Source organism: Paenibacillus sp. S25 (assembly GCF_019454085.1).
Lineage (GTDB): Bacteria > Bacillota > Bacilli > Paenibacillales > Paenibacillaceae > Paenibacillus > Paenibacillus polymyxa_B.
Genome location: NZ_CP073683.1, coordinates 5,895,729 through 5,922,596, shown reverse-complemented (window position 1 = coordinate 5,922,596; position 26,868 = coordinate 5,895,729). Strand labels below are relative to the sequence as shown.

Annotated in this window: 25 protein-coding genes; 20 read left to right on the top strand and 5 right to left on the bottom strand. The window is 47.3% G+C overall.

Features of this window, described 5'->3' with window-relative positions:
• Nucleotides 1-24: 24 nt before the first annotated feature.
• From KAI37_RS26020 to KAI37_RS25970, 11 genes are all read left to right on the top strand, one after another.
• Nucleotides 25-1,539, top strand: a complete 1,515-nt coding sequence (locus tag KAI37_RS26020) for a hypothetical protein (RefSeq protein WP_071644141.1) — start codon at nucleotides 25-27, stop codon at nucleotides 1,537-1,539.
• Entirely contained in the window at nucleotides 1,536-2,003 is a 468-nt protein-coding gene (locus tag KAI37_RS26015) for a hypothetical protein (protein WP_071644140.1), read from the top strand. The genes KAI37_RS26020 and KAI37_RS26015 overlap by 4 nt, the downstream gene beginning before the upstream one ends.
• Entirely contained in the window at nucleotides 1,996-3,003 is a 1,008-nt protein-coding gene (locus tag KAI37_RS26010) for a CehA/McbA family metallohydrolase (protein ID WP_071644139.1), read from the top strand. The genes KAI37_RS26015 and KAI37_RS26010 overlap by 8 nt, the downstream gene beginning before the upstream one ends.
• 27 nt (nucleotides 3,004-3,030) lie before the next feature.
• Nucleotides 3,031-3,747, top strand: coding sequence for a GntR family transcriptional regulator (locus KAI37_RS26005; RefSeq protein WP_071644138.1), 717 nt, complete (start codon nucleotides 3,031-3,033; stop codon nucleotides 3,745-3,747).
• A gap of 152 nt (nucleotides 3,748-3,899) precedes the next feature.
• Nucleotides 3,900-4,559, top strand: a complete 660-nt coding sequence (locus KAI37_RS26000; RefSeq protein WP_071644136.1) for a hypothetical protein — start codon at nucleotides 3,900-3,902, stop codon at nucleotides 4,557-4,559.
• 365 nt (nucleotides 4,560-4,924) lie between these two features.
• Nucleotides 4,925-6,448, top strand: a complete 1,524-nt coding sequence (locus KAI37_RS25995; protein ID WP_076292913.1) for a M23 family metallopeptidase — start codon at nucleotides 4,925-4,927, stop codon at nucleotides 6,446-6,448.
• Nucleotides 6,449-6,680: 232 nt separating this feature from the next.
• Complete coding sequence (yycF, locus tag KAI37_RS25990; RefSeq protein ID WP_071644132.1) at nucleotides 6,681-7,412, top strand: response regulator YycF; 732 nt, start codon at nucleotides 6,681-6,683, stop codon at nucleotides 7,410-7,412.
• The gene (gene walK / locus KAI37_RS25985; protein WP_160788382.1) at nucleotides 7,409-9,238 is read left to right on the top strand and encodes a cell wall metabolism sensor histidine kinase WalK; all 1,830 of its coding nucleotides are present in this window, start codon (nucleotides 7,409-7,411) and stop codon (nucleotides 9,236-9,238) included. The genes yycF and walK overlap by 4 nt, the downstream gene beginning before the upstream one ends.
• The gene (locus KAI37_RS25980; RefSeq protein WP_220030519.1) at nucleotides 9,235-10,575 is read left to right on the top strand and encodes a YycH family regulatory protein; all 1,341 of its coding nucleotides are present in this window, start codon (nucleotides 9,235-9,237) and stop codon (nucleotides 10,573-10,575) included. Before walK ends, KAI37_RS25980 begins: the two co-directional genes overlap by 4 nt.
• Before the next feature lie 18 nt (nucleotides 10,576-10,593).
• On the top strand, nucleotides 10,594-11,358 hold the full coding sequence (gene yycI, locus KAI37_RS25975; RefSeq protein WP_071644126.1) for a two-component system regulatory protein YycI: 765 nt from the start codon (nucleotides 10,594-10,596) through the stop codon (nucleotides 11,356-11,358).
• 6 nt (nucleotides 11,359-11,364) lie between these two features.
• Nucleotides 11,365-12,171: an MBL fold metallo-hydrolase gene (locus KAI37_RS25970; RefSeq protein WP_023991120.1), complete on the top strand. Its 807-nt coding sequence runs from the start codon at nucleotides 11,365-11,367 to the stop codon at nucleotides 12,169-12,171.
• Here KAI37_RS25970 and KAI37_RS25965 read toward each other — a convergent pair.
• Nucleotides 12,140-12,346, bottom strand: a complete 207-nt coding sequence (locus tag KAI37_RS25965) for a hypothetical protein (RefSeq protein ID WP_025723164.1) — start codon at nucleotides 12,344-12,346, stop codon at nucleotides 12,140-12,142. The genes KAI37_RS25970 and KAI37_RS25965 overlap by 32 nt on opposite strands.
• 503 nt (nucleotides 12,347-12,849) lie before the next feature.
• Between KAI37_RS25965 and KAI37_RS25960 the strand changes: the two genes are divergently transcribed.
• Complete coding sequence (locus tag KAI37_RS25960) at nucleotides 12,850-14,085, top strand: S1C family serine protease (RefSeq protein WP_071644124.1); 1,236 nt, start codon at nucleotides 12,850-12,852, stop codon at nucleotides 14,083-14,085.
• Between the two features lie 88 nt (nucleotides 14,086-14,173).
• On the opposite strand, the gene KAI37_RS25955 is transcribed toward KAI37_RS25960, so the two are convergent.
• Nucleotides 14,174-15,895 (bottom strand): cellulase family glycosylhydrolase, encoded by a 1,722-nt coding sequence (locus KAI37_RS25955; protein WP_220030518.1) that lies wholly within the window; start codon nucleotides 15,893-15,895, stop codon nucleotides 14,174-14,176.
• Nucleotides 15,896-16,128: 233 nt separating this feature from the next.
• Between KAI37_RS25955 and KAI37_RS25950 the strand changes: the two genes are divergently transcribed.
• From KAI37_RS25950 to KAI37_RS25935, 4 genes are all read left to right on the top strand, one after another.
• Nucleotides 16,129-16,893, top strand: a complete 765-nt coding sequence (locus KAI37_RS25950) for a class I SAM-dependent methyltransferase (RefSeq protein ID WP_220030517.1) — start codon at nucleotides 16,129-16,131, stop codon at nucleotides 16,891-16,893.
• Between the two features lie 105 nt (nucleotides 16,894-16,998).
• Nucleotides 16,999-17,166 carry a CxxH/CxxC protein gene (locus tag KAI37_RS25945; protein ID WP_013373879.1) on the top strand — a complete coding sequence of 56 codons (168 nt, stop codon included), beginning with the start codon at nucleotides 16,999-17,001 and terminating at the stop codon, nucleotides 17,164-17,166.
• 122 nt (nucleotides 17,167-17,288) lie between these two features.
• Complete coding sequence (locus tag KAI37_RS25940) at nucleotides 17,289-18,224, top strand: AraC family transcriptional regulator (protein WP_220030516.1); 936 nt, start codon at nucleotides 17,289-17,291, stop codon at nucleotides 18,222-18,224.
• Between the two features lie 28 nt (nucleotides 18,225-18,252).
• Nucleotides 18,253-18,741 (top strand): DinB family protein, encoded by a 489-nt coding sequence (locus tag KAI37_RS25935; RefSeq protein ID WP_071644116.1) that lies wholly within the window; start codon nucleotides 18,253-18,255, stop codon nucleotides 18,739-18,741.
• Between the two features lie 82 nt (nucleotides 18,742-18,823).
• On the opposite strand, the gene KAI37_RS25930 is transcribed toward KAI37_RS25935, so the two are convergent.
• Nucleotides 18,824-19,168, bottom strand: a complete 345-nt coding sequence (locus KAI37_RS25930; protein WP_071644114.1) for a helix-turn-helix domain-containing protein — start codon at nucleotides 19,166-19,168, stop codon at nucleotides 18,824-18,826.
• A gap of 234 nt (nucleotides 19,169-19,402) precedes the next feature.
• On the opposite strand from KAI37_RS25930, the gene KAI37_RS25925 reads away from it, so the two are divergent.
• A complete protein-coding gene (locus KAI37_RS25925) occupies nucleotides 19,403-20,230 on the top strand; it encodes a DNA-binding protein (protein ID WP_258383106.1) in 828 nt (275 codons plus the stop codon).
• Nucleotides 20,231-20,357: 127 nt separating this feature from the next.
• Nucleotides 20,358-20,837, top strand: a complete 480-nt coding sequence (gene rlmH / locus KAI37_RS25920; RefSeq protein ID WP_013312768.1) for a 23S rRNA (pseudouridine(1915)-N(3))-methyltransferase RlmH — start codon at nucleotides 20,358-20,360, stop codon at nucleotides 20,835-20,837.
• Nucleotides 20,838-21,009: 172 nt separating this feature from the next.
• Here rlmH and KAI37_RS25915 read toward each other — a convergent pair whose 3' ends face one another.
• Together KAI37_RS25915 and KAI37_RS25910 are read right to left on the bottom strand one after the other, a co-directional pair.
• The gene (locus KAI37_RS25915) at nucleotides 21,010-23,034 is read right to left on the bottom strand and encodes a right-handed parallel beta-helix repeat-containing protein (RefSeq protein ID WP_220030515.1); all 2,025 of its coding nucleotides are present in this window, start codon (nucleotides 23,032-23,034) and stop codon (nucleotides 21,010-21,012) included.
• 185 nt (nucleotides 23,035-23,219) lie between these two features.
• A complete protein-coding gene (locus KAI37_RS25910) occupies nucleotides 23,220-24,194 on the bottom strand; it encodes a YndJ family transporter (protein WP_076292903.1) in 975 nt (324 codons plus the stop codon).
• 361 nt (nucleotides 24,195-24,555) lie between these two features.
• On the opposite strand from KAI37_RS25910, the gene KAI37_RS25905 reads away from it, so the two are divergent.
• Together KAI37_RS25905 and KAI37_RS25900 are read left to right on the top strand one after the other, a co-directional pair.
• Nucleotides 24,556-25,404 (top strand): AraC family transcriptional regulator, encoded by an 849-nt coding sequence (locus tag KAI37_RS25905; RefSeq protein WP_220030514.1) that lies wholly within the window; start codon nucleotides 24,556-24,558, stop codon nucleotides 25,402-25,404.
• A gap of 206 nt (nucleotides 25,405-25,610) precedes the next feature.
• The gene (locus tag KAI37_RS25900) at nucleotides 25,611-26,486 is read left to right on the top strand and encodes an AraC family transcriptional regulator (RefSeq protein WP_081366907.1); all 876 of its coding nucleotides are present in this window, start codon (nucleotides 25,611-25,613) and stop codon (nucleotides 26,484-26,486) included.
• The last annotated feature ends 382 nt before the right edge of the window (nucleotides 26,487-26,868 follow it).

Sequence of the window (26,868 nt, the reverse complement as noted above, 5' to 3'; positions counted from 1 at the left end):
TTATACACTAAGGAGGTTACAGGGATGAACAGCCAAGCAGAGGTGCAAATTACCGGGTTTAGTGGGCGAGCGTGGGAAAAGGATTTGCTGGATTGCGGTTATCGGATTGCCTTACACAAGGCCGAGGTTGAGCTCAGTCCGGGAAACGGATTCCGGTTTACATTTTCCATGCCAGAAGACGGATATGCGGAGCTTGATCTGTTCGCCAGATCAGACAGTGACTGGGCTGCGACAGATCGAGAATCTGCTTTCGTACGTCTCTACCTGAATGAAGCCTATAATCAAGATGTCATTTTGTACTATGGCAGCAGTCAGGGAGTGTACACCCGTTTGTTGGGGTATCTAAAAGAAGGCGATTATGAGGTCTATGCCGAATTCCGCGAACTGGAATCGGCTCCGCTTGTATCTCGAGCATGGATCGATGGGGTTGAACTGCGCTGCGTGGCTGATTCCTCTCCAAGGTCGCTGATTTATCGCCATACCCCGCTTTTATATGGCCGCAATCTGTCACATCCCTATGAGAATCGCTTTACGGATACACCGCTTGTTTTGTTCTATTCCATAGAAGTGAACGAGGGGAAGACGGTCATCGAATTCCAAATGATGTTCAGCCATGAAGATGAGGGAACGCCCGCGTCGCTACTTATGAGCAAATGGGGAAGAACCACCGATATCGAATGGATGTACCGCGTCGAGCTGGATGCAGGGGGCAATGTTCTGGAAGCTGTTTTTCAAGGGGCACATCATATTACGACTGCGTTTAATGGCAATTATGATCTGGGCGGGCATCCTGTTCTCCAATCCGCAACAACCAACGGAAACTTTAAGGATGACATTACATCGGACTATCGTTTTATGCTACCGCCTGCTTTCCAGTGGAAACCAGAGGAAGAGCCGCGTGAGGCCGTCATGAGCCGTTTTCCTTTTGCCTATCAGGTCACCGGGTGGGAGATGGAACGTCAGCAGGAGCTGGAAATGCCATCACAGGCGTCTTCCATTACACTTGCACACCAGCGTAGCTATGTGTTTATCCAGACTTCAAAACGTCCCTTACGGGATTCAGGCAGAGAATTGTATCCAGGGTTCAAGCCTGGCTTCAATCGGCGCGAGGAAGATGCCTGTGTCGATGTCCAGCTTCGCCTTCACGGCTCGGAGCAGTGGTATTCGTCCTGCCATCATGATCTGAGACTCGGGGAATTTAGAGCCGCTTATGAGGGTGCAGAGTCACATTTTTCTACCACGGTCAAGCTGTCTGGAGAAGCTGTGCTTGAGGATATAGCTGAAATCAGGGCCGTATTGCTGGAAGGCGGTGCGGATAGCATGGAAGTAGCCGGACTGTGTGCCTTTACGTTAAACGAGGATAACCTCCCGCAGTTTCCAGGTATTCGTACAGACCGGGTGATTGAGCTGACGCGGCTTCAACCCGTAGGTGTTTTATGGGCGGCAGACAAAGACAGGTCAGGTGATGAAGACCATACTGTGAATGATATGGTGAAACATGTTGTGGATGAACCGTCTAGCCAGGATGGGGAGTCATGAGCAGACTACTGTATGTGGAAGGAACGGTCGACAGAACCTGCACCCAGAGCCATATTACGTACTCTTTTCATATTCCACAGCCGACTGAAACGATACGTATTCACTTCTCTTACACGCCCAAGTTATTGGAGGATCAAGAGCAAGCACGAGAAATCATAGAGGAAAGCATGAGCAAATACGGATACGACGAGCCGGGGCATTCATCCGATCTATGGAAGAAGTATATACCGCTGCAAAATTTATTAACGCTGTCTGTCGATGATCCTCTCCGTCACCGCGGAAATGCGCACCGTCCCGAGATGCAGCAGGAGCATTGGCTCGGTTCGTCTGCGGCTTCGCCGGGATTTCTTGCAGGAGATCATCCGGTAGGCATGTGGCGGATTACGGTCAGTCTGCATGCCGTTGTGACCGAGACGCTTGCCTACCAAATTCATGTATTGGGGGAGGATGCAGCATATGCTTAAATGGATTCCAGCTGAGCTTCACACCCATACGCTTCACAGCGACGGAAAGCAAACGCTGGAGGAGCTTGCTCAAAGCGCAGTGAATCTGGGGCTTGAATGCATCGCTATGACGGATCACAACACGCAATCGGCACTTGCGGATCAGGAACGGGTTCAGCGGCAGTTCGGTCTCCCGATCATTTCAGGGATGGAGTGGACGACCTTTTACGGGCATATGCTGACGCTTGGGGTTGACCGCTTTATTGACTGGCGTGTGCTAGGACCAGATGAAATTCATGAGGGAATTCGGCAGGTGCATGAGCAGGGAGGCATTGCAGGGATCGCCCATCCGTTCAGGATCGGAAGTCCGATCTGTACGGGGTGCTTTTGGGAGTACACTATTCAGGATTGGCATGAGGTGGATTATATAGAGGTCTGGTCAACGCTTATGCCATCTATTAAGCGGGATAGCCAGCGGGCGTTTGCCATGTGGACCGATTTGTTGAATCAGGGGTATCGCATCACTGCGGTAAGCGGTCGGGACTGGCATGTATCTAAACCAGATGATGCGCTTTCAGCTGTTACGTATCTGGGGGTTCATGATGAAACAGAAGAGCGAGAAGGTTTAGCATGCCGGGCAGTTGAGGCGATTCGCCACGGTTCAGTGTCAGTTACGATGGGACCGTTACTGACGATGTGGGCACAGATTAAGGGTAGAGAACATCGTTATCACATCGGCGAATGTATAGAGCTGACTGAAGAGGATTCACTATCGGTGACGGTTCAATTGGATGTGGAAGCAAGAGCAGCCCATTATAACCTCAAGCCTCAGAATCTTCGTCTTCTGCTGACAAGTAGTTATGGAATATGCTCCGAGATTCAGATCCCTGCTCAAACAGGAGAATATACGCTGTCATTGCAAGATCCGCTAGGAAAGGGCTGGATAAGAGCCGAGCTTTACGGCTGCATGGAAGACTGCGTGATGATGATTGCTTTTACGAATCCGATTTATATGGCTTAATACAATAGAAAGGCTGGGCTTCGGACGGTGTCAACAAAACAAGAGAACATAAAGCAGCGTATAGAAGAATATATGAAGGTTCATCAAATGGGTCCGGGGGATCGGCTGCCGTCGGAAACTGCACTTTCCCAATCGTTTCGTGTCTCGCGTACGACGCTACGGGGAGCTATTCGCCAACTGGAATCGGAAGGTAAGCTACTAGTAAAACACGGGAGTGGCACGTTTGCTACTTGCCCGCTGCCGAGTATCCCAAGCTCGCTGGACCGCCTGTATAGCATCGGGGACATGATTCGTTCGGCAGGGCTACGGGAAGACGAGCAGCTGGAATCCATTCAGAGAATTTCGGTTTGTCCTCCTGATATTGCCGAACAGATGAGATTTTCCGAGAATGAGCCCATGATTGCTCTAGAGCGTACACGCACTGCCAACGGAGAGGCTGTAGCCCACTCTATAAACTGGATGCCAGAGAAATTAGCCGGACCCATTCTGGAAGGTGACTCTTTTTCAGGCTCGCTTTTTCAGAGTCTTGAGTTTAAGGCGGGGGTGCGAATCGTCGGAGCATATTCCGAGCTTACTGTTCCAAACTATGACGACGCACATATGACACGTCTGCTGAAACATCCGCACGCCACGGTATTACTATTGAAGCAGCTTCACTATGATGAAATGAACAGGCAGGTGCTGTATTCTCTGGATTATGTCCGCAGTGACATTTTCCGTTTCTGGGTGCGTCGTACGCGCTGATTCAATCAGAATGTGGTATCTCCTATTGAATCGTGCTAGTTTTACATATTCCATGGGTTAAAAATCGTCATATCTCGTCAATACTGATCTATATGCACTTCACTTCATGATGATACACACATGGCAGGATGCGTATAAGGAGGTAACGGGATATGAGGTGGCTTGGATGGCTGCTCAAAAAAGGAATGACGGTGGTGTTGGTTAGCGCACTAACGCTTGCAGTGACAGGTGTAGTCGTTAATGCTTATGTTCAATCGCTGCTGCGGCAGTTTAACATTCAGCTCGATCATCAGCCCATATGGGGATTGGGTTGGCTAAAAGGCAGCGCTGGTACTGACCAAAGCACAAACACGGGGAAGAACAAGACGACGGGAAGTGGCTCGGGAAGTGTAACACCGCCTGATGATGCGTTGCCTGTCATGGGACAGGGCGTAGAAGAAAGCGGAAGTGAGACTGGTGGCGCAGCCAACAATGGCAAGGTATCTCAGGAGGGGGCCACGTCGGCCGGAACAACTGGCAACGAGTCACGGAAGCAGGCAGAAGGTACAGCTACACCCGAAACGAGTATTGAAGGCCATGATTTAGTGATTACGCCCGACCATTTGACGGAGAAGAAGAACAACTTACCAGCTGCACAGAAGCAGGAAATTTTTGCGATTCTGATGAATAAGCTACCGCCGGAGGAGATGCAGAAAATATCAGCTGCGATGGAAGGCGGTCTCACCGAGCAGGAGCTTCAGGATATTCAGCAGGTGCTTGCGAAATATTTGACCAAAGAGGAATATAACAAGCTGATGGATTTGCTTAAATGAGTATTTTACAAAAATCTAATAAGCGACTTCCGATGAAAAAGATATAGACCGAAATGGGTTAGTTCGTCTAGATGAATTCATGGGAAATGTTTATGCTCAAAATAGGACTATAGAATCCGCGCCATGCGCGGATTTTTTTGCGTGTCAGGAAGGAATTGGAGTGTAGTTGAATTCTTTGTAAAGGCTATGTTAAAGTAAACAGTGTTGTGAAAAGGTTAAATTTTTGAAACCTTTTACGCAACTATGCAATGGTAGATAGCGACTAATATCATAGATGCTTGTGAATACAGGCTAGATTCATAGTGTGAAAGACCAATAACGAACGCATTTATATAGAGATAAGATATGCTGAAAAGGAGAGAGTCATGAAGGTTTTGAAGGAGCAGGATTCACCAGACAGTAGGAATGCAGACTCAAACGTTGCAGACAAGCCTGCTGTGGAAGCGGGGAAAATAGCAAAGTGGTGGAGCGGTCGGAGAAAATGGTTGAGCTGGACGGCAGGCGGTGTGGTGATTGCAGGCAGTCTTATTTTTGCGAGTAATCAGTATGTCGGGGCTAACACAGTTCCTTATTATAAAGTGTATGTAAAAGGCGTCGAGGTCGGGAATATCTTGAATGAGCAACAACTTAAACAGCTGTACGCAACGAAGAGCAAACAGTATAAGGACAAGTATCCCGGCGTCGATATGGTGCTCAATACGAGCGCGGTAACGACAGACATTGAGAAGGCATATAAAGCGGATATCGACAGTGTAGCCACGCTGAAGAAGCTGGATGGTATGCTGACAGCGTATGCCAAAGGGGTAGAAGTGAAGGTCAACGGTCAGACGGTTGGCATTGTAAAGGACAAAGCGACTGCGCAGGCGGCTTTAAAGCAAGTACAGAAGAAGTACACACCTGTGGGTGAGGGTACATCTACAGGCATCAAAGGGCTGGTTCGCAAAACATCCGTGGGCAGCAGCCATGCGAGTGCTAGTACTAAAACCCCTAAAGCATGGCTGGAGTCTGCCAGTATCCGTGAGAAAATCGCGTACGAGCCTGTGAAAGCAGACCCGAACAAGGTGCTGACAGAAGCTGAAGCAGTCAAAGTGTTGACTGAGGGACGTGAGGCTCCTATCACGTATACTGTGCAAGAAGGCGATTCTTTGTCTTCGATTGCAACTAAATTTAATATGACCGCTTGGGAGATTAAGCAGAACAATCCCGGCTCGCGTGAACTGTATTTGCAAATTGGGGACGAATTGAAGCTTACTGCTCCGAAGGCTCCGGTTACGGTGCGAACAGTAGAGAAGGTCGTCGAACAGATTGCCATCGAGCCTGAGGTTGAGATTCGCCAGAGTGATGAGCTGAAGGCAGGAGTTACCAAAGTGGTCAGACCGGGACAAGCAGGTCTTAAAGAGATGGACTATCGTTTGACCAAGGAGAACGGTGAGGTCGTGCAAGAGGAATGGCTCGGTCAAAAGGTGTTGCAGCCGTCTATTACTGAGGTGGTTCTTAGAGGAACGAAGGTCGTGGGAGAAGGATCAGGACAGTTCGCTTGGCCGGTGTCCGGCGCATCGATGTCGAGTAGCTTTGGCGCACGCTGGGGACGTATGCATGAGGGTGTCGACTTGGTCGGTAGTGCTGACATTCACGCATCAGATGAAGGCGTGGTATCATTTGCAGGTCAGCAGAATGGATACGGCAATGTCATTATGATCGATCATCGCAACGGCTACCAAACCGTGTACGGACATTTGAGCAGCATTGGCGTTCATGTAGGACAGGTGGTTCAGCAAGGTGAGTCGATCGGGGTCATGGGGAACACAGGACGCTCGACCGGAACGCATCTGCATTTTGAAATTCGTAAAGATAATACGCCACGCAACCCAATGACGTATTTAAGATAGGTTGGATGTTTATAACGAGAGTTACATGATTTATGAGAATCAAGGGGAAAGGCCATGTTTTTCTGCATGCTTAACATTAGGTGCAGGCATGGTTTTTTTCTGCGTAAAGAAAAGGGTCTGGAGAAGTAATGGAATGGCGCACGGGTATGATAGAATAGAATAAACATCTTATAGGTACTGACAAACGAAAGTTAATTATAGATGATGATCCGTGAAAAGAGGTGAATGCTGTATGCAAGGAACGATTCTGGTAGTGGATGATGAACAGCCAATTGCTGATATTTTGAAATTTAATTTGGAAAAAGAGGGCTACCAGGTGATTTGCGCCTTCGATGGAATCACCGCGGTGGATATCGCAGTCAAGCAACAGCCTGACCTGATTCTACTGGACCTGATGCTGCCGGGCATGGACGGCATGGATGTATGCCGTGAGGTGCGCGGGCATCAGCTCCAGACGCCGATTATTATGCTGACCGCCAAGGACGGGGAAATCGACAAAGTGCTGGGGCTGGAGCTGGGCGCGGACGATTATGTGACAAAACCGTTCAGCACACGGGAATTGCTGGCACGGGTGAAGGCACAGATGCGCAGACAGCAACGCGGCGGGGCAGGCACGTCGGAAAGCCGACCGCAGGAGGATAAGCAGGGGCTGCGCGTGGGCGACCTCTTTTTTGATACGGATATGTATACAGCTTACAAAAACGGAACACCGCTTGACCTGACGCACCGCGAATATGAGCTATTGCACTACATGGCGAAGAATGCCGGAAAAGTCATGACGCGGGAGCATTTGCTCCAGGCGGTATGGGGCTTCGAATACTACGGGGATGTGCGGACAGTAGATGTGACCATTCGGAGATTGCGCGAGAAGATTGAGGAGAACCCGAGCAAGCCGGAGACCATCCTGACACGCCGTGGCCTTGGATATATTGTAAGCGGGGGCAAAGGTGGCCTGCGGGCATGAGATGGCTGTCTTTCTTTCGTACCATTCATGCAAAGCTGATTATTATCTATGTGTTGCTAATCTTGGTGGCTATGCAGCTGATTGGGGTCTATTTTGTCAGCTCGATGAAGAACTCTCTCACGAGTAATTTTACGCAGGATTTGCAAGCACGGGCGGAGATGCTGTCCGTGCTGGCAGAGCAGGATCTGAGTGGCAGTGACGGCAAAATGGAAGAAGACAGCGTGGAAAGCCTGCGTGCACGTGTGAATAATTTGTTTGATTTCAGCGGCGCGGAAATTCAGGTGCTGGATGCTAGCGGCAAAGTATTAATTACTTCCCAAGGTTCACACGCCGATTATGTCGGACGCAAAAATACGCAGACAGTGGTCAGCCGCGCACTCCAAGGTATCCGTGATAACGAGGAATACATGGTAGACGAGGATAACGTTCGCAAGAAGGTCGTCGCCAAGCCTGTTATCAGCCAAGGCAAGATTGTCGGCGCGGTGTACATCGCCGCTTCGATGACCGAGCTGTACGATACGATGAAACGCATTAACAATGTGTTTCTTTCAGGTATGCTCATTGCGCTCGCGTTGACGGCTGTGCTGGGCGTGGTATTGGCCCACACGATTACGCACCCGATTAAGGTGATGACACGTCATGCAACGGAGGTTGCCGAGGGCAAATTCGACCAGCAGATGCCTGTATTTGGTGATGACGAGATCGGCAGGCTCAGCGTGGCCTTTAACTATATGACAGGCCGTCTGCGTGAGGCGCTGTCCCAAAATGAAGAGGAGAAGGAGAAGCTCTCCTCCATCTTGACCAATATGAGCGACGGTGTGGTCGCTACTGATGACAATGGCCGGGTTATTCTGGTCAACCGTCGGGCCAGCGCCATGCTGGGCGTAAACGAGAACGAAATGACCGGCAGGCATATCGCGGTACTGCTGGGGATCGACCCGGAGGAAACCGAGGCCCTGTATAGCGGCTCTTCGGCCTCCACACTCTTGCAGCTGGAGCCAGCCGGTCAGGATGAACCGATCGTTATCCGCGTGACATTCACACCGATTCATCGGCGGGAATTTGGCATTACGGGAACGATTGCCGTGCTCCAAGATGTGACGGAGCAGGAGGAGATGGAGACGACACGCCGGGAATTCGTAGCGAATGTATCACATGAGCTGCGCACTCCGTTGACGACCATCCGCAGCTATGCTGAGGCGCTGGATGACGGCGCGATGGCTGAACCGCAACTCGCAGAGCGTTTCGTGGGCGTGATCCGCAACGAGACAGAGCGTATGATCCGGTTGGTTACGGATTTGCTGCATCTGTCACGGCTTGATTCCAATGAAGCGCCTTTGCGGATGCAGCCTGCGGATGTGATGGAGATGCTGGACGAAGTCGCAGATCGGTTTTCTTTTCAAATGAAGCAAAAGCACATTCGCTCAGGGATGTTCGTAGAGCAGGGAATCGGTAAAGTCGTGATCGACCGGGACCAAATTGAGCAGGTGTTGGACAACCTGATGTCCAATGCGCTGAAATATACGCCAGATGGCGGGAGTATTCGGATCGAAGCTCGCCGCAATAGTGAGGGGATGCTATCCATTTCGGTACAAGACACCGGAATTGGTATTCCCAAAAAAGATCTGGACCGGATTTTTGAACGGTTTTATCGTGTAGACAAGGCGAGATCGCGCAATATGGGCGGCACGGGACTGGGACTGTCGATTGCCCGGGAAATTGTAAAGGCGCATGGGGGCCAGATTTTCCTGGAGTCGGAATACGGTCAGGGTACCTGCACGACCTTTACGCTACCCATGTCGAGTGAAGGGAGGGAAGCACAGTGAAGGAACGTTTGAAGTCCTGGACGCTTATTTTGCTGGTTGCTTCCAGCCTGGTACAGACTTATTTTTTGATTTACCGCCTTCCGGGCAGTGATTCTGTACTCACTTCAGAAACGAACTATGTCAAAACCGAAAGCATGGGACAGGAGAAAAAGATTGAGAACCTCGTGTTTCCTGATAAAATGCTCATTCACCAAGGTGAGAAGAAACATACCGTTTTTTATCCGGGTGTTACTTTTTACGATTTAATTTATACACGGCTGGAAAGCCGAAGCTTTAACAACTTTCAACGTCGAAGTATTCAATCGGCAGACTGGGCGCAGATTCGCAGCGAAAATGAAGGCATCGAATTATCTTTTTCAGGCGGGGTCCCGGTTTCATTACTGGAACGGGTCATGCGTCTGACGCCGGATTCAGTGTTTCAGGGAGAGACGATTAACCGCATTTGGATCTATATAGACGAAAAAAATGCCAAGCCACACGCACTCTTTTTCAGTGCCAGAGGCGATGTGGTGTATGAGGCGAACCAGTTCGATATGACGGTAGAGGACATCCGGCAGCATGTGAATTTCGGTGAAAATGCCCCGTTGTACGAGCTGGTGGATAATCAGTACTACATTCCCGTGAATGGCCTAGAAACTGTGCAGCCTGTGGTGTATGCCGGGTTGTTTACGACGGAGCAAATGCAGCGGAATTTGTTCTTCGATCCGGGGATTACGCGCAATATTCAGGAGAAGGACGGCTCCCAAATTTATACAGACAGCAAGCGTAGTCTGCAAATCAAGCAGGAGCAACGTTGGATGAGCTATACCGATCCCAGTGCGCCGGGGGCGGGTGGAAGCAGTCCGATTAGGGATGTGCTGGCCGCGGTTGATTTTGTGAATCAGCATGGCGGTTGGGATGCTTCGTATCAGCTGAAATTGAGAAGCAGCGATGAAAATCGTACAACTGTGATGTTTCAGCAGTATTATGGTGCTTATCCAGTGCTGGACACACCATCATTCCGCTTTGGTACGATTTCACTGCAAATCCAGCAGGAAACGGCATCGGTCTATGATCGTTCGTTACTGTTCCTCAAGGGCGGGGAGCAATCCTCAAAGAAGGTTATGCTGCCGGGCGGCGAGCCCTTGAAGAAGCAACTGGAGACTGTAGGCAAAGGGAAGACAATTCGAGAACTGACTCCCGTGTATCAACCGGAGCTGACCAATGATGGATTGAAGCTTGCTCCTGAATGGCGCGTTACGCTCAGTGACGGTTCTGTTGCAGAAATTCATGCTGTTCCTGGAACGATAGCATCCAACGCAACACAAACAAAGCCAGACCGTGAGACAAAGAGGTGACAGGAAGGGGGAACGGGAATGGATTGGAGCCGCGCTAAGAACGTATTGATTTGTACATTTTTGCTGCTCAATGTGGTATTGGGTTACCAATTGTGGCATGATGCGCAGGAAACAGCAGGGCCGAATCTGGATTTTACTTCATTGGATGAAAATACGCAGCGTTTAATGGAAGAAAAAAGCATTCAGGTGCTGGCTCCGATTCCCGGTGATACCCCGCAGCTGCCTAAACTTTCTTACACATACGTTCATAGTGGAGAAAAGGATGATCGTGTGCAGCTGGTGAAGCCGGTGGACAGCAAACTGGTATTCACCCATGACGCGCTAGTTGAGGCATTGGAGCCACAAATCAAGGATATCGATAACTTTCAGTACGATCCGCTGGATGTTCAGGAGGATTTGGCATCCGGACAAGCAGATGCTTTTGTGCTTCATCCGCTGGTTCAGGGCAAATGGCCGCTATTTAATGTGAAACTGGCTCTGTTTTACAGCAATCAGAAGATTACAGGGTATCGCAAAATTAAGGTCGATCTCCAGCCTTCGGATGAGGCAAAGAAAATGCTGCCTGCGTCCAAAGCACTGGCAAGGCTGATCGATGGCTATTTGCCGCGTGACTCGATTGTGAAGGATATCCGGCTCGGTTATTACGGACAGACCTTTAACTCCGATAGCCAGGTGGCTGCCCCCGTGTGGCGGTTTATGCTGGACAACGGGAAAGGTGTGTATTATGTGCAGATGAACGGAGATGTCATTAGTCCAAAGACAGAACATACAGAAGGGTCTTGAACAGATATGGGGATTTCATTTACCGTGCTGTCGAGCGGTTCGACCGGCAACGCTACCGTTGTGCGGAACGAAGACACGACATTGCTCATCGACGCAGGTCTCAGCGCGAAGCGTATTGACGAATTGCTGAAAGAACGCGATCTGAGCGGAGAAGAGTTGGATGGTATTTTGGTCACGCATGAGCATTCCGATCATGTTAAAGGACTAGGCGCCATGGCGCGTAAATATAATTTACCTATATATGCTAACGAGAAGACATGGTTTGCCATCAGTAATGCTGTTGGGCAAATTGCAGACGATAACCGCAGAATATTGGAGACAGGCGCAACGCGGGAATTTGAGTCATTACGCGTGGAGTCTTTTGGCATATCCCATGATGCGGCTGAGCCTGTAGGATATAGCTTTTATGATGGGGCAGAGAAGCTCAGTGTAGCCACCGATCTCGGCTATGTCAGTGACAAAGTGAAACAGGCGATATCAGACGCGGATGTATTGGTGCTGGAGTCTAATCATGATGTGGAAATGCTGCGTATGGGGCGGTATCCGTGGAACATCAAGCGCCGTATTCTCAGCGATATCGGTCATTTATCCAATGAGATGGCGGGCGCCATTCTTAGCGAGCTATTGACAGGACGTACGAAGCGAACGTATTTGGCACATTTGAGCCGCGACCACAATATGATGGAACTTGCGAAGTTGACTGTACGTGGAGCGATGGAAGACCGCGGCTGTTTTTACAAGGACAGTGAGTTTCGATTGTGCGATACGTACTATGATCGTCCTACACCTTGGGATAAGGTAAGTGAGCCATAAAGCTGTCCAGCTCGGCGGCTTTGCGTTCTACCTCTTCACGGGTCACGACGCCTTTGTCCACCAGTAGTTCAATCAATGTACTTAGCGCCAGTGTATTGCGGTAGTGCTCGTCTTTCAAATCCGCAAGCTTGGCAGCCATGCGAACTTCATCCATAGCTGAACGATGTGAATTCATCATATATTCCTCCTGTAAAAATATTTTAGAAATGGCGTGCAATGAGCTTGGTTCTGCCTGTGGTTTTGCTGGGTGCTGTGATACAATAAAGCTAACAACGGAAAGCTTTCTGAAGGAAGGCTCTCATCGAAAGTATAGGCAGCTTTAAGCGGACGGGAACAGGCCAGAACGTCTCTATGAGACGATCATTTTGTAATAGAATAGAAGACTTGTTACTATTGTAGTCCATTGGTTTGGAAATCATTCCTCTTTTTTCCTCTATTCGGGGTCAGATTCGGCGTGTATGCTAATTTATGAGATTCGGTTGCTTAGGAAGGCATCATTTGTGGTGATTAATAAGTAGGCCGGAACGATTGGTTGCTGGATTCCGATGATAAGGGATATTCAATCCATTTGAGATGTTCAACGGAGCAGGTTCTCTGTAGCATAGGTTGGCGCAAGCCCGAATAGCCCTAATTTTTTAGTGAGTGTCGGTGCATGACAACGAAGGGGAGAGGATTAGCATGGGCTTGTTTGAGGACGATTTTTATTCAACAAAGGTATCCACACGTGCGGCTAAAAAAATGGCATTTAAGGCGCGCCGTGGAGGACGGGGACGTTGGCCACACAGGAAGCGTGGAGTAAGTCCGGTGCAAGCTGCTGTCATTAGCGGTGCAGTCAGTGCAGTGGTTGCTGTGCTGTTGTTCAGCTTTATTACAGGTCTGCCCTCCACTACAGCGGTAACCGGAGCCAGTCACTATCCCTTGCGGCAAGCAGCGGGTGATCCGTATGATCGGATTGTGCAGGCGGCAGCCAAGGTGCGTCCAGCCGTCGTCAGCATCGTGAATCTGAAAGAGGAAGATGGTAAAAGCACGGAACAATCCGCGCTTGGATCGGGTGTCATTTTCCGAGTGAGTTCGGGCAAAGCCTTCATTATGACGAATAACCATGTGGTCGAAGGATCAGATGATCTGGATATTGTAACGGTAGACGGTGTCAGAAAAGAGGCAAAGCTGATCGGAAAGGATCGCATTAGTGATATCGCTGTACTCGCAGTGGACGATAAAGGCATTAGCACGGTAGCGGATATCGGCGATTCCAGCAAACTTCGTCTGGGTGAGACGGTCATTGCTATTGGCAATCCGCTCGGCTTGGGAGACACGCTTACCTCCGGTATTGTGAGTTATACGAATCGCATCATTCCGATTTCAATTAACCAGGATGGCGTATATGACTGGGAGCAGCATGTCATCCAGACCGATGCGGCGATTAATGAGGGAAACAGTGGCGGCGCGCTGGTCGATCTGGACGGACGTGTGATTGGCATCAATACGATGAAAATCGCTGATACAGGTGTTGAGGGACTTGGTTTCGCCATTCCCGCCAATGAGGTAATGAAGACGGTGAATGAACTGGTTGAGGACGGCAAGATCATCCGCCCTTATCTGGGGGTATACACGGTAGACCTCAACAATGAATATGCACCGCTGGATGAAACTCAGCGCAAGGAGCTCAAGTTGCCTGACAGCGTGAAAAATGGGGCAGTCGTTCTGGAGGCCCATGGTCCTGCCAAGGAGGGTGGCTTGAAGCTGAACGATGTCATTACAGCGTTTGATAGCGAACCGATTAACTCTACGCTTGATTTACGTCGCTACTTGTACGATAACAAAAAGATTGGCGATGAGCTGAAAGTTACTTTTTACCGGGCAGGCAAGGAAGAATCGGTGACGTTAAAATTAACAGATAAGCCGGAAGGCTAAGGTTTAACTTATAGGCTTAACCATAAAAAAGGCGTTCTCCGGCTCATTCCCGGGAACGCCTTTTTTCGATCTTCTGCTGCGCCTTAGTTTAAGATGTCGTTCCCGTTACACGGGTTCCGCTCTTGGTGATCTTGTATGTCACCACATCGCCGCTCCAAAAATGGAACTTCAGCGTGACTTCACCATCTTTTACACTATTAAAAAGTTCAGGCAGCAGCTTGATGCCATTGGCATCATAGGCAGGGGCAAAAGTATTGCCAAACTCTTTATAAGGTGTCCAATCCTGTGGACCGGCATTGCCACCACTCGTATAAACGGCTTCCATTGTGGCAAGCTGGCTACCGCGGAATTCCGTTGGAATGGTAAAGGCTTGTGTAGTCCCTTCGACAGCACTTAACTTTGGAGTATCATACACAACTACTTTGAAATTCCAGTCTGCCCCCTTGTTAAACTTAGCGGTAATGACGGCATTCTCCCCATATTTACCGGAAGTGGTCAGGCTGGTGAGCAAGCTGGCTTTTAAGGTTAATGTATCTCCGCTCAGCGTATAGTCAGTGCCCTGTGTCAGTTGCTTGCTGCCCACACTGAGTGTTTTCAGCTGATTGCTGTTCAGGTTTAAAATGACCTTGGTGTCCTGAGCAGAAGTGCCCTTCTTCAAGTGAATGAGGTCACTGGCTGCATTGGAGGAACGTCCTTTTAGGCTGGACTTAATGACATTAAAGAGTTCAGGGTCAGACCATTTGTACGTTGTCCGGTTCAAGTGCTGGCCGTTATCCCAGAGCATACCTGTTATTTTCTTCTCTTTCATATAATAGGTTAGGAACTCGAAGAATTTTAGCTTTTCACCCTGTTCAATAACGCCTGTATTTTTATCGAAGCCGAGCAGACCATATTCACCGACAATGACCGGGATCCCCTTGGCTACAAAGGTGTTATAGACGTTATCAAAGGTTTGAACAATATCGTTCTTGGTATCTTTCTCAAATGTAGTATATCCGGCAATGTTCACACTGAAAGGCCAGAAGCCATAATAGTGGACGGTTGCAATCAGATTGGGATCATTCAGCTTGGTTATCGTGTTGTACAGCTCGTTGATTTTGGCCTGAGCAGGTGATGTATCCAAGCCAGGCAGAACAAGGGGGCGAGTGGCATTTTTACCGCCGGAGGCGCGGACGATTTTGTGGAAGGATACATTCAGTTCTTGGAGCATCTGATTCATTTTTGCTTCATCCGTTGTTCCCCCTTCAGAGAAACGGGGTTCGTTAATACTTTCAAACATCAGCTTGTTAGGTTGATCTTTAAAGCGTTGGGCAATTTGTGTCCATAATGCGTTATAGCGAGCTAACACTTCATCATGCTTGGGCTCCATGCTGCTTACCCATGTCCATGAATCATGATGGACATTGATCATGACATACAGATTGGCATCCAGTGCCCAGCGGACAACCTCTTCCACACGATTCATGTAGGCAGACTCAACGGTATAGTTCGGTGCTGCTCCAATGTGTTTATCCCAGGTGACCGGGATGCGTATGCTTTTGTACCCTTGGGCAGCAATTTGCTGGATCAACGCCTGGGTAATGCGCGGATTGCCCCAGGCTGTCTCATCCGCCCCGACAGCATCCAGAGAATTTCCTAAATTCCATCCAGGCTGCATGGCTTCCACATACGATTGCAGGCTGCTCGCAGCCGCAGCTTGTGGTGCTTGTCCGTCAGATTCGGCAGCAGCGGCAACGGATGCGAACGTAGATAACAACAGGGTAATGGCAAGCGTCAACGACAGCAATGAAACGGGTCTTCGTTTTAACATAACAGGCCCCTTTACAAAGTTATTTTTGAAAGCGCTTTCTAATAAAACACTACCACACTATTTTAATATGGAATACCTGTATAATTAATGTAAAAATCATGTGTTAATTAGATATTTTAATTTTGTAAGCGTTATTATTGAAAAAATATAGAAATGAGTGTAGAATCTATGGCCCTACGTGGATTGTAGTATAGGATCGGATTTGTAAATACAAAAGAAAGAAGGAGATGAATATGAATAAGTGGGACACGGAAGAGGCCATTCGACGCTGGAATATGCATGCAGAAAACTTTACTGCCAAGTACACTGAGGAAGGAGATCGATCTCGCGAAGTACTGCTGAACCCGGCATTGCAAGCCTGTATGGGACCTCTCGGGGGCAAAAAAGTGCTGGATGCCGGCTGTGGCGAAGGCTATCTAAGCCGTAAAATGGCCAGGGTGGGTGCGTTGGTAGAGGCTGTCGATTACTCGACAGAGATGCTGAGGCTAGCCAAAGAGCGAACACCATCATCAATGGGAATTACATATCATCATGGCAATCTGGAAAAGCTGCAGATGTTCGGGGACCAGAGCTTTGATCTGATCGTGTCCAATATGGTCATACAGGACTTGGCCCATTATGAGCAGGCGATTGCCGAAATGCAGCGATTATTAGTTCCAGGGGGCCGCTTTATTTTTTCTATTCTGCATCCGTGCTTTCAGACACCGCAGAGTGGTTGGGTGAAGGATGAGACAGGAAAAAAGCTGTATTGGAAAGTGGATCAATATTTCAACGAAGGCCCATTGGAGCAAGCGATCCCTTATGATCAGGAAGAAAAAATTTTGTACTTTCACCGTACGCTGAGCAGCTATGTACAGACCATTATTGAGGCGGGTTTGCTGTTGGAAGGGATGATCGAACCCAAGCCTTCTGCCGAAATGTTGGAGAAATATCCCCATTTTCACGAGGACCTGAATGTCAGTAATTTTCTTATTTTTACAACCAGACGCCTGGGGTAAAAAGCAAGCCCTTTCCTTTCCGCGTTAAGTGTGGTAGAACAAAAGAAGGCAGTTTTAGCACATCTACAACAGGAAGAGCTTCAAACGGAAAGGGATGCAATTGGAATGTACGTGGTATGTAAAGAGCATGTGGAACTAGCAATTGATATGTTCGTCGATGAATACGAGGATGCACCGGATGTCGTCGATCTCAAGGAAACGAAATTTTCGGATTGGGACCCTCCAGTGAAGTGCAAGGAATGTGAGAAGAAAGCCGAGTTTTTGGTCGTCTAAAAAACAAGCACGGGCGTTTCGGGCAGAAACGTCCTTTTTGTATACCAGGATTTTTTGCAAAATACTCCATACATAGAGCTATATTTATTCCCACCACGTGCTGAGACAGGAGTGAACGATGGATGGACCCTTTGCTGCATTCACTATTTCGTCCGCTTCAAGTCAATGGAAGTGATCTCTCCACGTATTATATCGAACAAAAGCCGTCTGCTGCGCTGAAAGCTTATGTGGCCTGTTATTGGGAGTCCGGTCCGGCTAATAGGGTGGTAGAAGAGAATCTAGCAGCTTCGTGCGAAGACACTGCTTCGTTAAGCCTGCCGCAGGAAGAAACCATGGAGCGGGTATTACCTGACGGCTGTACGGATGTTCTATTTGAATACGACCCGGTGAGTAAGCGTCAGGAACTCTCGTACTGTGGGACATTTACGCAACCGTTTGTGTCTGCCAGACAAGCAGGGTCCGAGACACGCATTTTTGCGGTGCGATTTTTTCCCGGTGGGGCACATTATTTTCACGGTATGCCGACTCACTTGTTTACAGGTGGTAATTATCGCTTGGAAGATCTCTGGCCCGAAAGCATCGCCGTCATAGGTGAGCGCATTATGGAAGCGCAGAATTTCAATGAACGGGTGCGCATAATGGATGAGTATCTTAACCAGCTTCTGCTGCGCAAACGCACGAACGATTGTGACCTGATGAAAAACTTGCTGCATCGCATCTTTGTGAGCGCTGGGAGTGTGGGGGTTAAGGAGCTTGCGGAGTGTGAGGCGATTAGTGAAAGACAGCTTAACCGCAAGTTTGGACAATGGATCGGAATCAGCCCCAAGAAGTTCAGTGAAGTCGTCCGCTTCCAGAGTGTTCTGCACAGCATCCAAAGCGGCGGGGATCTGGATTGGACGGAGCTGGCATTGAAGCACAGCTTTTTCGATCAGGCGCATTTAATTCGCGATTTCCGCAGGTTTTATGGAGATTCTCCGCTTACTGCGGCTAAGGATTTACGGAAGTTGTCCGATTTTTACAATACACGCCCAGAGGCTTCGGCTATACTCAAAATATGAATAAGAATGGCAAAGGAGAGATGTGAATATGAGTGGAACACTGCAAGTTCGCGATCATTTGCTGAATGAGCTGGAGACCGGAGTACGGACGGGGGAAGCCTTGATCCGTAAAATTCGTCCAGAGGATTGGAGCTTTCGTCCACAGGATAATTTCCGTTCGCTGCTGGAGTTAGTGCATCACTTTGTGCTTATTCCAGCTTCGGATCTTGCGATAATGCAGGAGAAGTCTGAGGGTGAAGTGGGAAGCATTGAAAACAGTCTGTCCGGGGTGGAAGATCCTGAGCGCTTGGCTGCGACTTTCAGGCAGAATTTTGAGGCTTATAAGGCTTACATTCTTTCGCTTAGCGAAGACGATTATCTGAACCGTTCGACGAAGGCTTTCTATATGGAGCACGGACATTTACAGGTTCAATGGCAGATTGAGACCTTGACCCACGTATTCCATCATCGCTCGCAGATTTATAATTATCTAAAGCAACTGGGACATGAAGTGAGCTTTTTTATGTTGTACGCTTGAGTATGTTTGTGAAGATTTATGGAGGGCACCTGTGAGGTGCTCTTTTTTGGTTTCATTTAAGGCTTTTTTAGGGTGGTGTGGCTTACTCGAACGCGCGTGAAACTTCTTTACTAACTCGTCTGAGAATGCCGATTTGCTCCTCATTCAATCTGCTGGTCAACGCAACAAATTCATCTACCGCCTCTTGCCGAATCGTTTCGTCTGTAGTCATATGTTCTTTGGAAAACATCAATTCACTGATAGACACGTTTAAGGCAGTTAACACTTTCTCCAAGGTATCAATCGAAAAGTTTCTTTCGCCACGCTCTAATGCACCAATATATCGATAGTCCAAGCTTGCGATGTCAGCCAGTTTTTGCTGTGTAAGTCCCTTTGCATTTCGAATAGCCCGGATTCTTGTACCCATTTGCTTGCGTAATTCTGTCATATAACCACCTCATAACAAGCTTATGGAAGATGAAGTGTAAAAGTCAGGTCAAAATATATAGTAAAAATGGTTTATATTACGCATTTTAAGTAGTATAATTAATCTGTTTAGTCACTCTACACGAGTGGTCAGCAACTCTAAATCAATAATGAGGATATACTTGAGGAGGTAATACCTTTGCAGGAAGATATTCTAAAATCACTCAAACCAGATGTGATTGTATAATTGTTAAACATGGCTTATTCCTTCGGAAACTGGGCCCAGGTCGAGACTACATCTGGCATTTTATACAACCGTGTGCAACGCATTTACGAAGAACGGCAGTATCATAAAGCAATGAAATTATCCATCCCGCATGTCAATTTAGAACGTCCGTTGGTATATTATTTTGGGCTCAGTCACCTGATGTGTGGAATGGCTCACCAGAACCAAGGTACATATGAGCAGGCAAGGGAGTGCATCTATAAGTATGCTGAGCTGGGGTGGATGGAGGATTTAAAGGAAGAAGACAATCAGGTTGTGGAGGAATTCAGGTTTTTAGCCAAAACTAATTTATATGCAGTAGATATTTTGTCTGGAAATATAGAGCTTGTCGAGGAATACGTAGCCTTTTTGCAGGATAATCTAGAGGAAATATTACCGGGGCTGAATACCATATTACAGGCAGCGCTTATGTATCATTTGGATGTAGGAGATATTTTACATACGTTTGCAGAGCAGATTGATGAATTCGGGAGTTATGAAGACGCAGAGAACGTATCTTACTATTATAGCTATTGCTATCATTTGGCTTTGTACTATCGGAAGTGTGGCAGATTACAGGATGCAGTGGGACTTACTTTGCGGGCGATGCAACTAGCCGATCAATCGGGCAATGATGGTCAATTTAAGAAATGTACAGCATTGTTCGAATCATTACGGGAGTCATCGACAGCTGAACAAATCAGCGAATATCGACAGATACTAATGCAGAGTCTTGATGATTATGAAACGGGTAGGCACTTCATTGTGAAAAGGAAAATGAATGATCCGCTATGGTCTGAACAGGGGATAGGCTCTTAACGGAGAGGAAATAGATAGGTAAGAGACGTTTCAGGTGCTAAAATAACTATGTTACAGGTATGTTTTTAAGTTAGGGATCGTAAATGCGATTTTACGTTATCATTCGACATAGATAGGGGTATGGAATTTGTTTATTCAGCTTATAGGTGTTGGCAAGTTAAAAGAGAAGTATTTGGTCATGGGAATTCAGGAATACGCTAAACGGCTGGGCCCGTACATTAAGTTTCAAATGATCGAAGTAGCCGATGAAAAGGCTCCTGACACACTGAGCGAAGCGGAAGTCCGACAGGTCAAGGAGCGGGAAGGAGAGCGTATCCTTGCTCATGTGAAAAGCGAAGCACACGTCATTGTACTCGCCATCGACGGCAAACTGTGGAGCTCGGAAGAACTCGCAGAGGAATTGGACAAGCTCGGCACCTACGGTACAAGCCATGTTGTCTTCGTCATTGGCGGTAGCCACGGTCTCTCTGACGAAGTCCTCCGCCGTGCCCAACAGAAGCTGAGCTTCGGAAGAATGACCTTGCCACATCAGCTGATGCGGTTGGTGCTGGTAGAACAGATTTATCGGGCGGTGAAGATTAATCGGGGGGAACCATACCACAAGTAGGACGAAAATTTTTTTGATGAAAACAGAGCTCACCCCAAAGAAAACAGAGCAGTTAGGGATCCTGTTATTTCTCGCGTTCACCAATTAAAGCCTCTATCCCGATTAGCGGAGTAGAGGCTTTACACACGAAAAAGATCCAATCACCTAAAATGACTGGATCCTCAATAATAAACTAAATTTCAAAATCAATGGTACCATTTTCGGTTAATTCAAACGGACCAGGTGTGACATCTGCATCGGGCCTCTTTATTCCGAAAAAGTCGGAGTCAAAATGATATGGAGTGCTGTCTGGTTCCTCATACTTCATATCGGCGTGATACGTCTTTCCAAGCAGGTCAGTGGTAACCAACATTGCAGAGGTTCCCCGAAGCAATTCGGGCTCATTGATCTGAATGTGCACCCTACCTTGCGCAGGATTAACCTCAACTTTTATGCCCTTCTGTGTGTATATCTTCGCGTCGGATTCGTGACGACTTGGAACCGCATGGTTAAGAAATAAATTACCACCCATAGCTACCGGAAGAACTGCATTTCCTATAAAGAAATCCTTCGCGGCATCGCCAAGCTCCATAAGCTCCTCTTTGGTGTATTCCCACCATTTCTTATCTTTTACATCAGGATGTTTATCGTAGCTGCCAAGTCCCACAGCATGCAGATAGCAAATGGAATTGTCCGGAATACCATCCATGACAGTTTTCCCGTCCTCTCCAGCCTCATCCCTTGGTTTAAGTGGAAGATGCTCAAAGAAGGTTATTGGAACAGGTTCCTTATGAGCGTCATTATCACCCAAAAAGATATTGTTGTAGTATCTGTCATCGCCACCAGTGATATTGGAGTATCCCGCCATTGCCGTCTCGTGAGGGAAGTGATATGGCGTAATACGGGTAATCTCGGAACGAACTACAAATCTACCTACAAACAAATTATGAGCAAATGCCCCGCCCTGTGCCATATTTCTGAAATTCATGGGAGAGAGAAATAGATTATGATCGACCATATACGGACCATGGCAAACCTCAACGAAGAGGTCCTCAGAAAGGTTGTCCAAAAATACATTGCTGCTGATGCGGGTGCCCTGTGCTTGCCAGTCAAGCCAAAGCGCACGGTAACAGCTATAGATTATATTTTCACTAATTTGAGTATCCAGTGAAGCATGCAGTTTAATTCCCGCTACTTCGGCACCGTGTCTGAGCCGCTTGTGGTGAATATTGTAAATACGGTTCTGATATATGCGGCTGAAGGCTACTCCCATATGACCCACAATACCTGCCTGTTCGCAATCATGAATCACATTACCTCGAACGATGTGACTGCCGACGCTATCCTTATGCCAGCCGGAGCGTAATGCTCGTAAAATAACCTCCTGCTCACGTTGAGTACCGCCTTTACTATGCTTCTCCAAAGACTTGCTGTGACCTGTACCGATTTCGGTACCCAGGCTAATCCCAACGCATTTGGATTCACTGATCATATTGTTTTCAATAATCCAGCCCTTGCTCCAGTGAGGTCCAATCAAACCTTCCTGATAGTCAGTAGGCGGCGCCCATTGAGGAGAGGCTTGACGAAGTGTGAAGCCACTTACGGTGATATAGTTAAGTCCTGGTTTCTCAGGCCAGAAGCAATAAGGACGTACATTAATTTCTACATTTTCCTTACGAGGATCTTTTTCGCCAAAATTGGGCCAGATTTTTGTTGTCGTAGAACCAACCTCGGCATACCATTTTAACAGTGAATCCTTGGGATATTTAGCTTCGGGCCAAAGTTCAGGATTGTGAACGCTTTCAACACTATCGCATTCATACAATGATTTTCCATCCAAATATACATCACCGAGATGAACCGGGAAGGGCCCGTCAAACAACCAGTCTCCACTGAGCTCCACCTCAAAGGGATTACGAACGGAAAAGATAGAGTTGAGCACTTCTGTGCTCCAAACATGGTCTCCTTCAGACTTCCAGTTGGTAATCCGTTCGGCTCCTGTAATTACTACTTCCCCGTCTCCTGCGGATCGATATATGATTCTATGCTCCGCTGTTCCTCCATTAGCCGGGTTAACCCATTCCCTGTATACTCCCGCATGAACAATGACTGAATCACCAGCCATGGCATGAGCCGCAGCGCGTGATATTGTACGAAGGGGTTGATCTGCTGTTCCTTTATGCTGATCATTCCCATGTATGGATACATGATATTCCATAACAACTCTCCTCCTTCCCACCTTACAAAGTCGTAAGAGTTCCTTACAAGCTGAAGGCAGGCTAATTTTAAAATTATTGTTGTATTCAGTTATTATACTAGAAAATAAATATAATGGGAGAGATCGGAAGATGGATGTTTTATGAACAAGCACTCGGTGACGTTATTTCTGCAACGCCTATAAAGTTACTGATAGTTGTAAAGCTTTTTTTCCTTAAGAGAGTCTACCATGTACACCCACCCGATTAGTCCACATAAAACAAATCCAAACGCATGCAGCGATCCGTAAACGGGAATGAAATCAAGTATGGTTAAGGAAAACATGTTTTTCAGCAACGGATAGAAAATGGAGAGGACGACAACCGTGTAAAAGCCCAAGCAAGAAAGAACTAAAAAGAAGGTTGCCTTTTTGTATAAAGAGTTTCTCTTCAAGTAAGTAAGGAGATAAGTGGTGTAAATCACAATATTACAAGCAAACAAAGTGACACCAATGTACTCCATTGGCTTGGAGAAAATCATACCGATAGCGATCAATATGGGTCCGATAATATCGATGGCAACGACCCAGGGATACCAGCTTTTCTTCGTCATGATCCGTCCGAGCATGCCAATAAAAATCGGAACGATAGCAGATGAAAAATGAAAGTGGACCGAGCTTAATGCGTGTGTTGCAGGATTAGCTTGGAAGAGGTTAAATTGATACTGATATAAGGTGAACCAAATGCCTCCGATAAAAAAATAAACGAGCCCTGCGCCAATCGCAATTTCCGCTATTTTTCTCTTATGTATCCCTATAGTGGCTATCCCATAAATGCAAAGCAGCAAGGTGAACAGTAGCCAACCAAGGGAGAGAGTCCCCGGTATAGCCGTACCTTCTAACCCCCACGCCTTACTGCTCATTACAGAGGCCAGAGTAAGAAGCGCTGCGGGAAATTGAAACAGCTTCATAGCAGCATAAATCATCCGTTGATGGTTATTCTTTTCGTCATGTTTCAAAAGTAAAATAACCAGAGGTACAATGACGAAAGCCGCAAACAGTAGAAATTTTTCAACAAGTTCGAATTGGAAATAATCAAGAGAAAATATTAGAATGATCATGATTCCACCTGGAATCGTTGGTACTAGTAATGATTTCATCATTTGTTTCAGGAAATTACGCATGGCAGCTCCTTTCTAACTATGCTTGGCGTTATACCTACCTATATCCGGTTGTGAAGCATTCTTTATGATAGATAGGCGATTCTCTTTTTAGTAGTTTAACACAGTTATTTGCCGATAGGCCTGTTACACCGAACCGTACCACAAGTAGCGGCAAGTCTTTTCGGAAAATCCCGCAGCAGTCTTGGAAAGGCGCTTTACCAGACATGGGTTCAGGATGAGCCATACTTGGTGGAAAGTAGGTACAAACGGGATTTCGCGAGCTTTTTGTGGGTCACAGAACGATGCTGACAATTTCGTGCAGGAAATGCACGGCAAGTCATTTTTAGTTGCGATAGTATGTAACTCGAAGGGAGGGAGAACGATGGATTGGTTGGAGAGGATGATAAGCGCCATGGATTATATCGAAACGAATTTGGCGGACAATATCTCATATGATGACATAGCGCAGATCGCCTGTTGCTCTACGTATCATTTTCAACGAATGTTTCCGTTCATTACCGGAATCACGTTATCCGAGTATATCCGACGTCGACGATTGACATTGGCGGCTTTTGAACTGCAGACAACCGATGCAAGGGTGATCGATGTAGCCATGAAATATGGATACCAATCGCCGGAAGCGTTCGCACGGGCGTTCAAGAATCTCCATGGGATTATGCCGATATCTGCGCGCGATCAAGGCGTTTCCTTGAAAGCCTATCCTCGAATGTCCTTTCATATCTCAATAAAAGGAGATGTCGAGATGAATTACAGGATTGAACAAAGAGGGGCTTTTGACATGTTCGGCGTTTATGGTCATGTTAGTCAGGATTTGCAAACGGCATTTACTGATGTTCCTCAGTTCCGTAAACAATGTGATGACGACGGCAGTGTGGATCTAATGAACGAGCTGCTAGGGCGGTTTGGTAATACCGTGTTGCACGCTGCCTTATATGACCATACGGGAGAATCATTCAAGTACATGGTATGCTATCATTTACCGAAGGGACTTGGAATTCCGGAGAGACTTACAAAGCTTTCTGTCCCAGCTTTAACATGGGCTATTTTCCCGGAGCCGCAATGTGATCTGCAAAAACTATGGGAACGAATATATACCGAGTGGTTCCCGACATCTGGATACGAACAGGTTCAGGGTCCTCAATTCGAAATGTACTATGGAATGCCAGGGCATACACAGGGTGAGATCTGGATACCAGTAAAGAAAAAGTAACGGTTGTCCTAATGGATTACGATAGTTGAACAAAGCGAAAGGGTCATCCCACAAAGGGTGGCCCTAAACTTGCTGTTACAGACAGCGCGGTGAACCGTATCATCAGTAGAGGCAAGTTTTTCAGACAAAACGAAGCACTTTCGAACAGGAATTCCTTCAGCCGTTCTTCTAGACTGAATAATGAAAGGAGATGAGAGCGAGTGGAAATGCTTCAGTTGCTTCGGCAGGCGATAGATTACGTAGAAGAGAATTTGCAATCGAATATTGAGATCGATGATATCGCAAGGTCCGCGATGTCTTCGAAGTACCATTTTCAGCGGATATTCCATGCATTGACGGGCTTTACGGTGACAGTGTATATGCGTAACCGAAGGCTCACGCTTGCGGCGGAAGATCTGGTCGGATCAGATAGTAAGGTCATTGATATTGCGCTGAAATATGGTTACGAAAGTCCTGAAGCATTTACCAAAGCATTTCAACGGATGCATGGCGTAACGCCACTTGCGGCAAAGAAAAAGAATGTGAAGCTCAAAGCGTTTCCTCGAATCTCCTTTCAAATTCAGATTAAAGGAGAAACAGAAATGAACTATCGCATTGTTGAGGAAAAGGCTTCAACAGCAATCGGCAAGGTCGTCATCGTCAAGAGAGACCCTTTCATGGAGATACCGGCTTTCACGGAGTTGATTTGGAAGAATGGCACGCATGATCAGATTAACGAGACTGTTGGCAGGCCTGTGGGTTCTCTGTTAAATGGATATTACTTTGATTTCAGCGAGGATGGCACTAAGAGGTATATGATGGGTTTCGAGTTGCCAGAAGGAAGAGGAGTACCGGATGGGCTAAACATCCTTCAGATTCCTAATCAAAGCTACGCGGTGTTCGATAGTCGAGAATCGATTCCAGAAGACATGGAGATCGGTTTAGAAATCTTGAACGTCTGGAAACGAATTTATTCGGAGTGGTTCCCATCCTCGAATTTTGAACAAGTTGAAGGACCATGTATGGAGAAGTACTATTGGGTAAATGATGATCACACCGAATCGATTTGCGAAGTATGGATTCCGGTTAGAAGAAAGTCGTAATTTAATTTTAGGCCGCCATTATGGCGGTCTTTATTATATTAAAGATACTTTCCGCTTCAACCATCCCGGTGAGCCTTATCACAAGTAGTGGTAAAGCAGAAAGTTGTGTTAAAGGTAGAGGCATGGATGTTAAATATCCATTTAGGAGCTTAAATATACACATTCGATGCATGTGGAGTGTCTAATATTGATGGTTTAGCAACGAGAGACATCATTGAACAAAGCGAGAGAAAAGAAGGGCCATCCCAAAAGGATGGTCTTAAAACTTATCGTTACAGCCATTTCAATATCCGCCGATCCATGGTATATTAGATGGATGGAACCCAAAGGCATTCCACTCCTCGGAGTGGGGTGCCTTCGTCTATATTTGCGGGTTTTTACA